Origin of the sequence: Streptomyces sp. SAJ15, assembly GCF_007595705.1 — a bacterium.
Classification (GTDB): domain Bacteria; phylum Actinomycetota; class Actinomycetes; order Streptomycetales; family Streptomycetaceae; genus Streptomyces.
Map to the genome: position 1 here is coordinate 261,385 of NZ_NISY01000002.1, position 13,558 is coordinate 274,942.

At 73.5% G+C, this 13,558-nt stretch carries 10 protein-coding genes; 8 read left to right on the plus strand and 2 right to left on the minus strand.

Features of this window, described 5'->3' with window-relative positions; all coding sequences use genetic code 11:
• The first annotated feature begins 167 nt into the window (after window positions 1-167).
• The 4 genes from CD790_RS06570 to CD790_RS06585 all read left to right on the plus strand — a co-directional run bounded on the left by CD790_RS06570 (window position 168) and on the right by CD790_RS06585 (window position 6,298).
• The gene (locus CD790_RS06570; RefSeq protein ID WP_144382097.1) at window positions 168-947 is read left to right on the plus strand and encodes an ATP-binding cassette domain-containing protein; all 780 of its coding nucleotides are present in this window, start codon (window positions 168-170) and stop codon (window positions 945-947) included.
• Window positions 944-2,251, plus strand: a complete 1,308-nt coding sequence (locus CD790_RS06575) for a sugar ABC transporter permease (protein ID WP_144382098.1) — start codon at window positions 944-946, stop codon at window positions 2,249-2,251. The genes CD790_RS06570 and CD790_RS06575 overlap by 4 nt, the downstream gene beginning before the upstream one ends.
• A 279-nt stretch (window positions 2,252-2,530) precedes the next feature.
• Window positions 2,531-4,525 (plus strand): 1-deoxy-D-xylulose-5-phosphate synthase, encoded by a 1,995-nt coding sequence (gene dxs / locus CD790_RS06580; protein ID WP_260867383.1) that lies wholly within the window; start codon window positions 2,531-2,533, stop codon window positions 4,523-4,525.
• Between the two features lie 240 nt (window positions 4,526-4,765).
• The gene (locus CD790_RS06585) at window positions 4,766-6,298 is read left to right on the plus strand and encodes an amino acid permease (RefSeq protein WP_144382099.1); all 1,533 of its coding nucleotides are present in this window, start codon (window positions 4,766-4,768) and stop codon (window positions 6,296-6,298) included.
• A 32-nt stretch (window positions 6,299-6,330) separates the two neighbouring features.
• Here CD790_RS06585 and CD790_RS06590 read toward each other — a convergent pair whose 3' ends face one another.
• Complete coding sequence (locus CD790_RS06590; RefSeq protein ID WP_144382100.1) at window positions 6,331-6,750, minus strand: NYN domain-containing protein; 420 nt, start codon at window positions 6,748-6,750, stop codon at window positions 6,331-6,333.
• A gap of 48 nt (window positions 6,751-6,798) precedes the next feature.
• Between CD790_RS06590 and CD790_RS06595 the strand changes: the two genes are divergently transcribed.
• On the plus strand, window positions 6,799-7,836 hold the full coding sequence (locus CD790_RS06595; protein WP_144382101.1) for a hypothetical protein: 1,038 nt from the start codon (window positions 6,799-6,801) through the stop codon (window positions 7,834-7,836).
• Window positions 7,837-7,968: 132 nt separating this feature from the next.
• Here CD790_RS06595 and hemE read toward each other — a convergent pair whose 3' ends face one another.
• Window positions 7,969-9,060: a uroporphyrinogen decarboxylase gene (hemE, locus tag CD790_RS06600; RefSeq protein WP_144382102.1), complete on the minus strand. Its 1,092-nt coding sequence runs from the start codon at window positions 9,058-9,060 to the stop codon at window positions 7,969-7,971.
• 90 nt (window positions 9,061-9,150) lie between these two features.
• Between hemE and CD790_RS06605 the strand changes: the two genes are divergently transcribed.
• The 3 genes from CD790_RS06605 to CD790_RS06615 all read left to right on the plus strand — a co-directional run bounded on the left by CD790_RS06605 (window position 9,151) and on the right by CD790_RS06615 (window position 13,528).
• Window positions 9,151-9,879, plus strand: coding sequence for a DUF3000 domain-containing protein (locus CD790_RS06605; protein WP_144382103.1), 729 nt, complete (start codon window positions 9,151-9,153; stop codon window positions 9,877-9,879).
• Between the two features lie 1,456 nt (window positions 9,880-11,335).
• Window positions 11,336-11,998, plus strand: coding sequence for a response regulator transcription factor (locus CD790_RS06610; RefSeq protein WP_144382104.1), 663 nt, complete (start codon window positions 11,336-11,338; stop codon window positions 11,996-11,998).
• Between the two features lie 243 nt (window positions 11,999-12,241).
• Window positions 12,242-13,528 (plus strand): ribonuclease D, encoded by a 1,287-nt coding sequence (locus tag CD790_RS06615; protein WP_144382105.1) that lies wholly within the window; start codon window positions 12,242-12,244, stop codon window positions 13,526-13,528.
• The last annotated feature ends 30 nt before the right edge of the window (window positions 13,529-13,558 follow it).

Here is a 13,558-nt window from a genome sequence, read left to right on the forward strand (position 1 = left end):
CGAAGCGGCCACCCCGCACCGGCCCACCGCACCCACCCCGGTGCCGGATCCGGAGCCCTCGAGGCCCCCGGATCCCACCCCCCAGACGCTGGCGAGGGGAGTCGGCCCGCCCGGCACCCCCTCTGCAATCCGCAGGGTCCCCCTGCCCTAGATCGGAGAAGGCCATCGTGCCGAACGAACCCGTACTTGCGTTGCGCGGGATCTCCAAGCGGTTCGGCGCCGTCCAGGCGCTGACCGACGTTCACCTGGAGGTCCACGCCGGTGAGGTGGTCGCCCTGGTCGGCGACAACGGCGCCGGTAAGTCCACCCTCGTCAAGACCATCGCCGGAGCCGGGCCGGCCGACGACGGCGTCGTCGAGTGGTGCGGCAAGCCGGTGACCATCCAGCGCCCGCACGACGCCCAGGAGCTGGGCATCGCGACCGTCTACCAGGACCTCGCGCTGTGCGACAACATCGACGTCGTCGGCAACCTCTTCCTGGGACGCGAGATCCTGCGCCGCGGCGCACTGGACGAGGTGGAGATGGAGCGCCGCTCGCGCGAGCTGCTCAGCACCCTCTCGATCCGCATCCCCAGCGTCCGCATCCCGATCGCCTCGCTCTCCGGCGGCCAGCGGCAGACCGTCGCCATCGCCCGCTCCATGCTCGGCGACCCCAAGCTGGTGATCCTCGACGAGCCCACCGCCGCCCTCGGCGTCGAGCAGACCGCGCAGGTCCTCGACCTGGTCGAGCGGCTGCGCGAACGCGGCCTCGCGGTGATCCTCATCAGCCACAACATGGCCGACGTCAAGGCGGTCGCGGACCGGGTCGCGGTGCTGCGCCTGGGCCGCAACAACGGCACCTTCGACGTCCGCACCACCTCTCAGGAAGACATCATCTCCGCCATCACCGGCGCCACGGACAACGCCGTGACCCGCCGCAAGGCGCGTACCGCGGAGGCCCAGAAGTGACCACCGACCTCAACAAGTCGAGCAGCGCGCAGGAACCCGGCGCGCAGGAACCCGTCGACGAGGCCCCCGCGGCCCCCGCGGCCGTCACCGCCGTCGACCCCCGGCTGCTGGTGCGCCAGCAGGGCGTCAAGGGATACCTCCAGGAGCTGGGGCGCAAGCTGCGCAGCGGCGAGCTGGGCGCCCTCCCGGTCATCGTCGGCATCGCCGTCATCTGGGCCGTCTTCCAGATCAAGGACGACGCCTTCCTCTCCCCGAAGAACCTCTCCGACCTGTCGATCATCATCGGCGGCACCGGCCTGATCTCGGTCGGCATCGTCTTCGTGCTGCTGCTCGGCGAGATCGACCTGTCGGTCGGCTCGGTCAGCGGCCTGGCCGCGGCGACCACGGCGGTGCTCAACGTCAAGGAGGGCATGCCCGAGGTCCCGGCGATACTCATCGGCCTCGCCGTCGGCGCCGCCCTCGGTGTGGTGCACGGCTACTTCTTCGCCAAGATCGGCGTGCCGGCCTTCGTGGTCACCCTGGCCGGCCTGCTCGCCTGGAACGGCCTGATGCTCCAGGTGCTGAGCAGCACCGGATCCATCCAGCTCGACGACGACAGCCTGCTGCGCACCCTGTCCACCCACTACTTCTCGGACATCGCCGCCGCGTACGCGGCGGCGGCGCTGGCCGTGGGCGCCTTCTTCCTGGCCCAGTTCCTGGACGCCAGGCGGCGCAAGGAGGCCGGCATCCCGGCCCGGCCGATGGGCGAGATCCTGGTGCGCACCGCGGTGCTGGCGGTGATCGCCTTCGCCGCCGCCTGGAAGCTCAACGAGTACATGGGCCTGCCGCTCGCCCTGGTGATCTTCCTGGTGGTGCTGGTCGTCCTGGACTTCGTGGTGCGCCGTACCTCCTACGGCCGCAAGGTGATCGCGCTCGGCGGCAGCGTCGAGGCCGCCCGCCGCGCGGGCATCAACGTGGCCGCCGTCCGGATCTCGGTGTTCGCCCTGGCCGGGTTCCTCGCCGCCTGCGGTGGTCTCATGATCGCCTCCCGTGTCGGCACCGCCAGCCAGCAGGCCGGCACCGGCAACCTGCTGATGGAGGCCATCGCCGCCGCGGTCATCGGCGGCACCAGCCTCTTCGGCGGCCGCGGCTCGGTCTGGTCGGCGCTGCTGGGCATGCTGGTCATCGGCTCGATCTCGTCCGGCATGTACCTGCTGAGCGTGGGCAACTCCGTCCAGTACATGATCACCGGTGCGGTGCTGCTCGCCGCCGTGGTGATCGACTCGGTCTCCCGTAAGACACAGAAGACAGCCGGCCGCGGCTGACCCGGCGGGCCGTGGGTCGACCCGTCGGCCGCTCCCGGCGCCCCGCGCGCCCGCCGCGCCCCCGTGCCCGGCACCGTCCCCTGGGGCGGTGCCGGGCACTCCCACGTGCGGCGTCCGCGGGCGCCGACACACTCGGCGGCACGCGGGCTCCGCGTGTATCGCGCCCCTTCGCGTGACATACATCGCATAGGCCGATCTCCCGGCCCCCGGGCGGAACATTAGACTCGTCGGACCCGGCCCCCACCGGGCCCGGACACACTCGACAGCAAGGAGGCACGGGTGACTCTGCTGACCCGCATCAGGGGACCACGCGATCTGGACCGGCTCAGCCCGGAGCAGCTGGATCAGCTGGCGGCGGAGATCCGTACCTTCCTCGTGGACGCCGTCTCCAAGACCGGCGGGCACCTGGGCCCCAACCTCGGCGTCGTCGAGCTGACCATCGCCCTGCACCGGGTCTTCCAGAGCCCCAGGGACAAGGTGCTCTTCGACACCGGCCACCAGTCCTACGTCCACAAGCTGCTCACCGGCCGGCAGGACTTCTCCAAGCTCAAGAGCAAGGGCGGGCTCTCCGGCTACCCCTCGCGGGCCGAGTCCGAGCACGACGTCATCGAGAACAGCCACGCCTCCACCGTGCTGGGCTGGGCCGAGGGCATCGCCAAGGCCAACGAGGTGCTGGGCCGGGAGAACCACCACGTCGCCGCGGTGATCGGCGACGGCGCGCTGACCGGCGGCATGGCCTGGGAGGCGCTCAACAACATCGCCGCCGCCAAGGACCGCCCGCTGGTCATCGTCGTCAACGACAACGAGCGCTCCTACGCGCCCACCATCGGCGGCCTCGCCAACCACCTCGCCACCCTGCGCACCACCGACGGCTACGAGCGCTTCCTGGCCCGCGGCAAGGACATCCTGGAGCGCACCCCGGTCGTCGGCCGGCCGCTCTACGAGACGCTGCACGGCGCCAAGAAGGGCCTGAAGGACTTCATCGCCCCGCAGGGCATGTTCGAGGACCTGGGGCTGAAGTACGTCGGCCCGATCGACGGCCACGACATCGAGGCCCTGGAGTCCGCGCTGCAGCGCGCCAAGCGCTTCCGCGGCCCGGTCATCGTGCACTGCCTCACCGAGAAGGGCCGCGGCTACCAGCCCGCCCTCCAGGACGAGGCGGACCGCTTCCACGCGGTGGGCAAGATCCACCCGGACACCGGTCTGCCGATCGCGAGCTCCGGCGCCGACTGGACCTCCGTCTTCGGCGACGAGATGGTCCGGCTCGGCGAGGAGCGCGCGGACATCGTCGCGATCACGGCGGCCATGCTGCAGCCGGTCGGCCTGGACAAGTTCGCCAAGCGCTTCCCGGACCGGGTCTACGACGTGGGCATCGCCGAGCAGCACGCCGCCGTCTCGGCGGCGGGCCTGGCCACCGGCGGGCTGCACCCGGTCGTCGCCGTCTACGCCACCTTCCTCAACCGCGCCTTCGACCAGGTCCTGATGGACGTGGCGCTGCACAGGTGCGGCGTGACCTTCGTGCTGGACCGGGCCGGGATCACCGGCACCGACGGCGCCTCGCACAACGGCATGTGGGACATGTCGATCCTCCAGGTCGTCCCCGGCCTACGGATCGCCGCGCCGCGCGACGCCGACCAGGTCCGTGCCCAGCTGCGCGAGGCCGTCCAGGTCACCGACGCCCCGACCGTGGTCCGCTACTCCAAGGGCGCGGTCGGCCCGGCGGTGCGGGCGGTCGGCCGGGTCGGCGGCATGGACGTGCTGCGCGAGCCGGACGCCGGCGTGGACCGCCCCGACGTGCTGCTGGTCTCGGTCGGCGCGCTCGCCCCGATGTGTCTGGAGATCGCCGACCTGCTCGACAAGCAGGGCATCTCGACGACCGTGGTCGACCCGCGCTGGGTCAAGCCGGTCGACGAGGCGCTGCCGGGGCTGGCCGCCCGACACCGGGTCGTGGTCACCGTCGAGGACAACAGCCGGGTCGGCGGCGTCGGCTCCGCCGTCTCCCAGGCCCTGCGCGACGCGGGCGTGGACGTCCCGCTGCGCGACTTCGGCATCCCGCCGGTCTTCCTCGACCACGCCTCCCGCAAGGAGGTCATGGCCGAGATCGGGCTGACCGCGCCCGACATCGCCCGCCAGGTGACCGGCCTGGTCGCCAAGATCGACGGTCGTTTCGACGACGAGCGGGTCGAGGCGGCCGGGGACGCGGAGTCCACCGAGCCCGAGCAGCTGGCCGCGGGCGACGGGGCCGAGGTCGCCGGGGGCACCTCCCCGCGGTAGCCGGCACACCGCGGGTCGTCGACGCGACCGCCGGCCCGCGCCATCCGACCGCACCACCGGTGCACCGGGCCGGTCGACGCATCCGTACGGGACCATCCGACGGATACGCCGACCGGCCCAGCGCGTTCCCGCCCGTCGCTCCCCATCGGATGAATTCGTGCGCCCCGGCAGGTGTACATACCTCCTCCGGCCCCCGGCAACCAGAACCATGACGCCGACGGGCAATCGTGGAGGTGCGCCGTGAGTGTGAAGGAACCCACCGAAGGCGGCTCAGGCGGCGTCTTCCGGACGAAGTCGATCGAACAGTCCATCCGGGACACGGAGGAGCCGGAGCACGCGCTCAACCGCTCGCTGTCCGCCCTCGACCTCACCGTCTTCGGCGTCGGCGTCATCATCGGCACCGGGATCTTCGTCCTCACCGGCGTCGCCGCCAAGGAACACGCCGGCCCCGCGACCTCGCTGTCCTTCGTCGCCGCCGGCATCGTCTGCGCCCTGGCCGCCCTCTGCTACGCGGAGTTCGCCTCGACGGTCCCGGTGGCCGGGTCCGCGTACACCTTCTCGTACGCCTCCATCGGCGAGCTGCCGGCCTGGATCATCGGCTGGGACCTGGTGCTGGAGTTCGCGCTGGGGACCGCGGTGGTCGCCGTCGGCTGGTCGGGCTATGTGCGCTCGCTCCTCGACAACGCCGGCTGGCATCTCCCCAACGTCCTGTCCGGGCCCGACGCCCCGGGCCCCTTCGGCTTCGACCTGCTCGCCTTCCTGCTGGTGCTGCTGCTCACCGGGATCCTGATCCTGGGCATGAAGCTGTCCGCCCGGCTCACCGCGGTCGTCGTCGCGATCAAGGTGACCGTGGTGCTGATCGTCATCATCGCCGGCGCCTTCTTCATCAAGGCGGCCAACTGGCGGCCGTTCATCCCCGAGTCCGAGACCAGGGAGGGCGGCTCGGGCCTCGACGCGCCGCTGGTGCAGCTGATGTTCGGTTACGAACCCACCAGCTTCGGCGTCCCGGGCATCTTCACCGCCGCCGCCGTGGTGTTCTTCGCCTTCATCGGCTTCGACGTGGTCGCCACCGCGGCCGAGGAGACCCGCAACCCGCAGCGGGACATGCCCATCGGCATCCTGGGCTCGCTGCTGATCTGCACCACGCTGTACGTCGCCGTGACGGTCGTCGTCACCGGCATGCAGCACTACACCAGGCTCACCATCGACGCGCCGCTGGCGGACGCCTTCAAGTCCACCGGGCACCCCTGGTACGCCGGCCTGATCAGCTTCGGCGCCGCCGTCGGCCTGATCACCGTCTGCATGATCCTGCTGCTGGGGCAGACCCGGGTCTTCTTCGCCATGAGCCGCGACGGGCTGCTGCCGCGCTTCTTCTCCAAGGTGCACCCGCGCTACGCCACCCCGTACCGCTCGACCATCCTGCTCGGCTGCGTCATCGCCGTCGTCGCCGGCTTCACCAGCATCTCCGAGCTGGCGGAGCTGGTGAACATCGGCACCCTCTTCGCCTTCGTCGTGGTCGCGATCGGCGTCATCGTGCTCCGCCGAACCCGCCCCGACCTGGACCGCGCCTTCCGCACCCCCTGGGTGCCGGTGCTGCCCATCGCCTCGGTCGCCGCCTCGCTGTGGCTGATGCTCAATCTGCCGGGGGAGACCTGGGCCCGGTTCGCGGTGTGGATGCTGGTCGGCTTCATCGTCTACTTCGCCTACGGGCGCGGCCACAGCCGGATGGTGGGGGCGGCGGACCGGGTGGACGACCTGCCGAAGGCGGGCTAGGAGGGCCGGCGGACCGGGCGCATGAGGGCGGGTCAGGAGCCGTCGGCCGCCGGCCGGACCGTGCGCGGCCCGGCGACGTCCGCGCCCAGGGCCGCCACCCGCTCCCGAAGTTCGCGGTCGGCGGTCACCACCAGGCAGTCCCGCCCCGGCTCCCGGGCCGCCACCAGCTCCACCATGCGGTCGTCGCCGCTGCCGGGGGCCGCGACGACCCGCACCTCCGGCACGGGCTCGACGTCGCGCGCCGCCCCCTCGACGACCAGCACGATCTCCAAGGGCCCCCGCTGCGCCCACGGCGGCAGTCCGGGCCGCTGCCGCAGCCCCAGCGCCGCGTACTCCGCCAGCCGGTCGCGCAGCCGCTCGGCGGCGGCCCGCCGGTCTCGCCACCAGCCGTCGGGCACCGAACCGACGACATTGGCCGCGTCGACGATGACCAGGGGGAACTGAGCCGTCACGGGAAATATTATGGTCAGTATTCGAGCGGGAAAGGTTGGCGGCGAGCCATGGCGTTGCGGTTGCTCCGCGGCAAGGACGGTCGGCTCACGGCCTACGCGCCGGTCGCGGGCGGTATTGCCCGCTGGACCGAGACTGAGCCCGGCGGGCCCGACTGGGACGGCCCGCAGGTCTTCGAGGCGCCGGGGCTGTCGGACATCTGTGTGGCCCAGGGCCGGGACGGCTATGTCCACCTGGTGGGGCTGCGCCGCAGACCGGTCGGTGACGAGCGCACCGATCTGGAGGTCGTGCACGCCACCCAGTACCAGACGGGTCGGCCGATGACGGCCTGGCACTCCCTGTCCACCCCGTACCCGAAGGACTGGCGCAAGGCGCTGCGGATCGGCCCGCCGTCCGCCGCCGTCGACGCGAACGGTGCGCTGTACGTCTTCATACGCAACGCCGGGCACGGCGTGTGCGCCCGACGACAGGACGCCAAGGGCAACTGGGGCCCCTGGGAGGACCTCAAGGGCCGGGACGTGCGGGACGGGCTGTGCGCCACCGCCACCGGCGACGGGCGGGTGGAGCTCCTGGCGACGACCGGCGAGGGCGCGCTGCGCTGGTACCAGCCCGAGCCCGGCGCCCGGCTGCGGCGCGGCGACGACGTGCCCGCGCGGCCCCGCCCCGACTCGGTGTCGGCCGTCGAGAGCAGCCGGGACACGGTGACCCACTACTGGCGCGACGCGATGACCGGCGCGGTGCTCGCGTACCGCCCCGACGGTGACGACGCCGTCTCGCTCGGCGGCGAGGCCGGCACCGGGCCGGTCGCGGTGGCCCGCGCGGAGATCGCCGGGCACGACTGCACCGTCCTGGCGCACCGGGAGGCCAAGAGCGGCCGGCTGGCCGTGGCCGCGCACCCCACCGAGCACGAGTCCGCCGGCGTGTGGTGGACCCCCACCGGAGACCCCGGCACCGGCGCCCCCGCCCTGGCGGTCGACGGCGTCGGTCGGCTCGTCGTGGCCACCCTCAGCGCCGACGGCGCGCTGCACGTCGCCCGCCAGAAGCGTTCCGAACCGGGGCTGGCGCTGGGCGGCTGGCGACGGGCCTGAGCCGACCCCGCCGGCAGGCCGGGCGGCGCGTGCGCCGGGCTCGGTGTCAGAACGGTGGTGGCGCGCCCGCTGGCGCGCCACCACCGGCGGCGTTCGGGGTTCGCCGGCGGCCTGGACTTCGCCGGCCGCCGACTACTGGCGCGCGGTGCGCGCGTGGACGTGCTCCACCAGTCGGGTGAGGGCGTCCGGGTCGGTGCTCGGCAGGACGCCGTGGCCCAGGTTGAAGACATGGCCCTCCAGCCCGGCGGCGGCCGCCAGCACCTCGTCCGCCTTGGCCTCGACGGCCTCGCGGGGCGCGAAGAGGACGGCGGGGTCGAGGTTGCCCTGGAGCGCCTTGCCGGGGCCGACGCGACGGGCGGCCTCGTCCAGCGGGACGCGCCAGTCGACGCCGACGACGTCCGCGCCGGCCTCGCCGAGCAGGCCGAGGAGCTCGCCGGTGCCGACGCCGAAGTGGATGCGGGGCACGCCGTAGCCGGCCACCGCGTCGAAGACCTTGGCGGAGGCGGGCAGCACACTGCGCCGGTAGTCGGCGGGGGCCAGCGCGCCCACCCAGGAGTCGAAGAGCTGGACGGCGGAGGCGCCGGCCTCGATCTGCACCTTCAGGAAGGCGGCGGTGATCTCCGAGAGGCGGTCCAGCAGGTCGGCCCACAGCTGCGGGTCGCCGTACATCAGGGCCTTGGTCCGCTCGTGGTTGCGGGACGGCCCGCCCTCCACGAGGTAGCTGGCGAGGGTGAACGGGGCGCCCGCGAAGCCGATCAGCGGGGTGGTGCCGAGCTCGCCGACGAGCATGCCGATCGCCTCGGTGACGTACTTCACATCGTCCGGGTCGAGCGCCCGCAGCCGCTCCAGGTCCGCGCGGGAGCGGATCGGCTGCTCGACGACCGGGCCGACCCCGGGCTTGATGTCGAGATCGATGCCGATGGCCTTGAGCGGCACCACGATGTCGCTGAAGTAGATCGCGGCGTCCACTCCGTGGCGGCGCACCGGCTGCAGGGTGATCTCGGTGACCAGGTCGGGCCGCATGCAGGAGTCGAGCATGGCCACGCCCTCGCGGACGCGGCGGTACTCCGGCAGCGAGCGCCCTGCCTGGCGCATGAACCACACCGGCGTGTGCGGCACCGGCTCCCGCCGGCAGGCGCGCAGAAACGCCGAGTCGTACGCCGCGCTGCGGCCGGTCTGCTGCCCGGCGCCGGGCCCGTCGGGGACGCTGTCGGAGACGCTCATGCCCCAAATCTTCGCACGGGCCGAACGAGTGACCCGACAACCCGGGTGTCCCTCCCCGGATGCGGCCCTGTCAACGCCTACTCTTCCGGCATGGCAGCGGCTCAGGGACACCTCGCGGACGGTGCGGACGGCACGGATGGTCAGGGCGGCGCTCCCATCGCCTTCCGGCACGCGGTCGCCGGGTTGCGCGGTGTACGGCCCCGGCCGGAGGTGGAGCTGGAACCGACCGCGCCGCCGCGCCGCCTGGCGCCGTACGCGTACGCGCTGGAGGCGGTGGTGGCCGTGGACGCGTCGGGGCAGGCCGCCCAGGGCGGACCCTCCGGCACGCCCGGTGCCCCCGGCGGGCCCGCCGGGCACGGCGGCCTCGGCGAGGAGCCGGACGAGCTGGCGGAGGGGCGGCTGATCCTGCTCCACGACCCGGCCGGGCACGACGCCTGGCGCGGCACGTTCCGGCTGGTCACCCTCGTCCACGCCGACCTCGAAGCGGAGATGGCGGCGGACCCGCTGCTGCCGGAGGTGTGCTGGTCCTGGCTGACCGGCGCGCTCCAGGCGCGCGGGGTCTCCTACGGCGAGCCGAGCGGCACCGTCACCCTCGCCAGCTCGCACCACTTCGGGGGGCTGGCCGACCGCGAGCCGTCCACCCGCATCGAGATCCGGGCCTCGTGGACCCCCTCCGACGAGGCGGGCCCCCCGGACACCGCCAGCCATCTGGCCGCCTGGTGCGACCTGCTCTGCCAGATCGCCGGCCTGCCCCCGGCCGGCGCCGCCGACTCCGGCGTCGTCTCCCTCCCACAGCGCCGCGGCCCCCAACCCCGCTGACCCCCGAGCGCGTACGGCCGCGGGGCGGCTGCGCGCCTATGGGCGGCGGCATGCGGCTCTGTCGGGTGCGGGTTTCGTCTCGCGCCTGCGGCGCACAGAGGGCGGCGGCGGGTTGGGGAGGGGCTGCCTGATCGCCGTCGCCGTCCGCGGCCGGTGGGGGCTGTGTGGGGTGACTTCTCTGGGTGGGGCGGCATGCGGCTCTGTCGGGTGCGGCTCTCGTCTCGCGCCTGCGGCGCAAAGAGGGCGGCAGCGGGTTGGGGAGGGGCTGCCTGATCACCGTCGCCGTCCGCGGCCGGTGGGGGCTGTGTGGGGTGACTTCTCTGGCTGGGGCGGCATGCGGCTCTGTCGGGTGCGGCTCTCGTCTCGCGCCTGCGGTGCAAAGAGGGCGGCAGCGGGTTGGGGAGGGGCTGCCTGATCGCCGTCGCCGTCCGGCGGGCCGTGGGTCCGATGCCCCGGTGGCCCGCCATATCGATCTGTCGACATGGTCGAGCCAGACCATGTGCCTCGCAGAATCCGTTGACCCCGCACTTGCTCGACATCAACCAATCCCACGAAGGGGTATGCCTCCCAGGGTCCCTTGACTCAATACTTGCTTTGCATCAAGCGATTTCGCGAAGGCATTCCTCCGGGTGGGGCCGGGGTGGAGCTCCCGCGGTGGGTCCGCAGACCGCGGGGCAGACGGAGGGGCGCCGCTCCGGCGCGGTAGTCACGGTCCGTCCCACTCGGCGGCAGTCGGCAGAGGCGCCCAGGCAAGGCCCTCCCTCCTCCGCTGCCGCTTTCTGTGCGCCGAAGGCGCGAGACGAGAGCCGCACCCGGCAGAGCCGTATGCCGTCCCGCGGCGCGTTCCCGCCCCGCAGCGCGTTGCCGTCCGGCGCCAGCGGGTGGCATGTCATTCGCGCCGCCGGGCAGCCAGGCGACCGGGCCGCCAGACGGCCCGTGGGCGGCCCGGCGCAGCCGCGGGGCCCGGCGGGCGGCCATGCGAGCTGTACGCCTGCCCAGCGGCCGCACAGGGCGCGGGTGGGCCCCGGGTGGGGCTGTCGTGACGGGCGGGGCGGCCGGGTCCGGGCCGGAGGGCGGCGTCGGTGTGGCACCGGGTCATGAGGGTCACTCGCCTGGGGGCGCTCACGCGAGGCGCCGGTCGCCGGGGTCGCTCGCATGGGCGACACCGCCCACGGGTCGGGTTCGCCCGGTTGACCCAACGCGGTCACCCCGCTGGGCGACCCGAGGCTCACGGGGCTGACCGGGGGGTCGGGCGGGGTGGCGGACGGGGCGCGGACTGACCTCACCGAATCACCGCAAGCGGCGCCCTCGTGATCGATTCACTGATCGATCGGACGTCTCAATTGTCCGAATTGTTACTCACTCGATCGTGATCATTCCCTAAAGCCCGGCCATGTGGGTGCCGAAGCACCAGATGACCGTCCCCACCCACTCCCCACCTCCCCAAGGAGGCCCGGTGTCTGTTCTCCTTGAGCAACCTTCCAGCCTGGTCGCCTACCGCCCGAACAAGCCGACGGCCATGGTCGTCGTCGCCGACCCCCGCGTCCGCTCCACCGTCACCCGCCATCTGTGGGCCCTCGGCGTACGGGACGTCATCGAGGCGTCGTCGATCGCGGAGGCCCGCCCCCGTATCGGCAACCCCCGGGACATCTGCGTCGCCGACGTCCACCTCCCCGACGGCTCCGGCCTCACCCTGCTCTCCGAAGCCCGCGCCGCGGGCTGGCCCAACGGCCTCGCACTCTCCGCCGCCGACGACATCGGCGCCGTGCGCAACGCCCTGGCCGGCGGCGTCAAGGGCTACGTCGTCACCGGCACCCGCACCAACCTGGGCATTCCCGGTCGCCCCGGAGCTGCCCCGATCGGCGCGGCCGCCGCCCGGCTGCACCGTCGCCCGCCGGGCGCGCCCGGCCACCCCGGCGGCTATCGCGAGCTGTCCGGTCGCGAGGTCGAGGTGCTGAGGCTGGTTGCGGAGGGCCAGTCCAACAAGGCCATCGGCGTGTCGATGGGTCTTTCCGCGCTCACCGTCAAGAGTCATCTCGCCCGCATCGCGCGCAAGCTGGGCACCGGAGACCGAGCCGGCATGGTCGCCGTCGCGCTGCGCACCGGCATCATCCACTAGCGCGGCGCCCCACAGGCCCGGCGGCGGCGCCGGAGGCCGGCCCTGACGGGGCGGCAGAGTCCAGGGAGGCCGCCGACAGCCGCCAGGGACACCGAAAGTCACCGACAGACACCGCCGTATCCTTCCCGATCCCCCCGTCCACCCCCATCCGTACCGCTTGTTTACACATATCCCGCGCCCGTCGACGGAACGTTCCGTCGACGGGCGCCCTGCGCCACCCGCTCGCCCGGATACTCTTGACTGGTGACCGACGCCCAAGAGACCGCAGCAGACACGACACTGCGAACCCCGGAGGACGGCCCTCCGAACGGCCTCCCCCCGGCGCCGGTCCCCTTGTTGGAGCCTCGTGAGGGCATCCCCGAGGTGATCGCGGACCAGGAGTCGCTGGACGCCGTGGTCGCCGCCTTCGCCGCCGGACACGGCCCGGTGGCCGTGGACGCCGAGCGCGCCTCCGGCTACCGCTACGGACAGCGCGCCTACCTCGTCCAGCTGCGCCGCGCCGGCGCGGGCAGCGCCCTGATCGACCCGGTCGGCTGCCCCGACCTGAGCGCGCTGGACGACGCGATCGGCGACGCAGAGTGGGTGCTCCACGCCGCCACCCAGGACCTGCCCTGCCTGCGGGACATAGGCATGGTCCCGGCGCGGCTGTTCGACACCGAGCTCGCCGGCCGGCTGGCCGGGTTCGCCCGGGTCGGCCTCGGTGCCATGGTCGAGTCCGTCCTCGGCTACGCCCTGGAGAAGGGCCACTCCGCCGTCGACTGGTCCACCCGCCCGCTCCCCGAACCCTGGCTGCGCTACGCCGCCCTCGACGTCGAGCTCCTGGTCGACCTGCGCGACGCGCTGGAGGCGGAGCTGGAGCGGCAGGGCAAGCTGGAGTGGGCCCGGCAGGAGTTCGCGGCCATCGCCGCCGCCCCGCCGCCCCCGCCGCGCAAGGACCCCTGGCGTCGTACGTCGGGCATGCACAAGGTGCGCCGCCGCCGGCAGATGGCGGTCGTGCGCGAGCTGTGGACCGCCCGCGACCTGGTCGCCCAGCGCCGGGACGTCTCTCCCGGCAAGGTGCTCAGCGACGCCGCGATCGTCGAGGCCGCGCTGGCGCTGCCGGCCGGCACCCGCTCCCTCGCGGCGCTGAACGGCTTCGGGCACCGCATGGGCCGCCGTCAGCTGGAGCAGTGGCAGGCCGCCATCGACCGGGCCCGCGCGCTGCCGGAGGCGGAGCTTCCGCAGCCGGGCCAGCCGGTGGCCGGGCCCCCGCCGCCGCGCGCCTGGGCCGACAAGGACCCGGCCGCGGCCGCCCGACTCTCGGCGGCCCGCGCGGCGGTCACCGCGCTCGCCGAGCGGCTCGGCCTGCCGCAGGAGAACCTGATCACGCCGGACACCGTGCGCCGGCTGTGCTGGGAGCCGCCGATCGAGGCCACCGCGGACTCCGTGGCGCGGGCGCTGGCCGCCCACGGCGCGCGCCCCTGGCAGATCGAACAGGTCACGCCCCTGCTCGTCACCGCGCTGACCACCGGCAGGGCCGCCAAGCCCTGACCGTCGAGTGACGCGCGTGGACCCGGCACG

What these genes read in the sequence shown, in the direction of transcription:
- CD790_RS06595 (WP_144382101.1), top strand. Translation starts at nt 6,799, where the DNA reads ATGGCGTTGCGGTTGCTCCGCGGCAAGGACGGTCGGCTCACGGCCTAC.
- hemE (WP_144382102.1), bottom strand. Translation starts at nt 9,060, where the DNA reads ATGAGCGTCTCCGACAGCGTCCCCGACGGGCCCGGCGCCGGGCAGCAG.
- CD790_RS06605 (WP_144382103.1), top strand. Translation starts at nt 9,151, where the DNA reads ATGGCAGCGGCTCAGGGACACCTCGCGGACGGTGCGGACGGCACGGAT.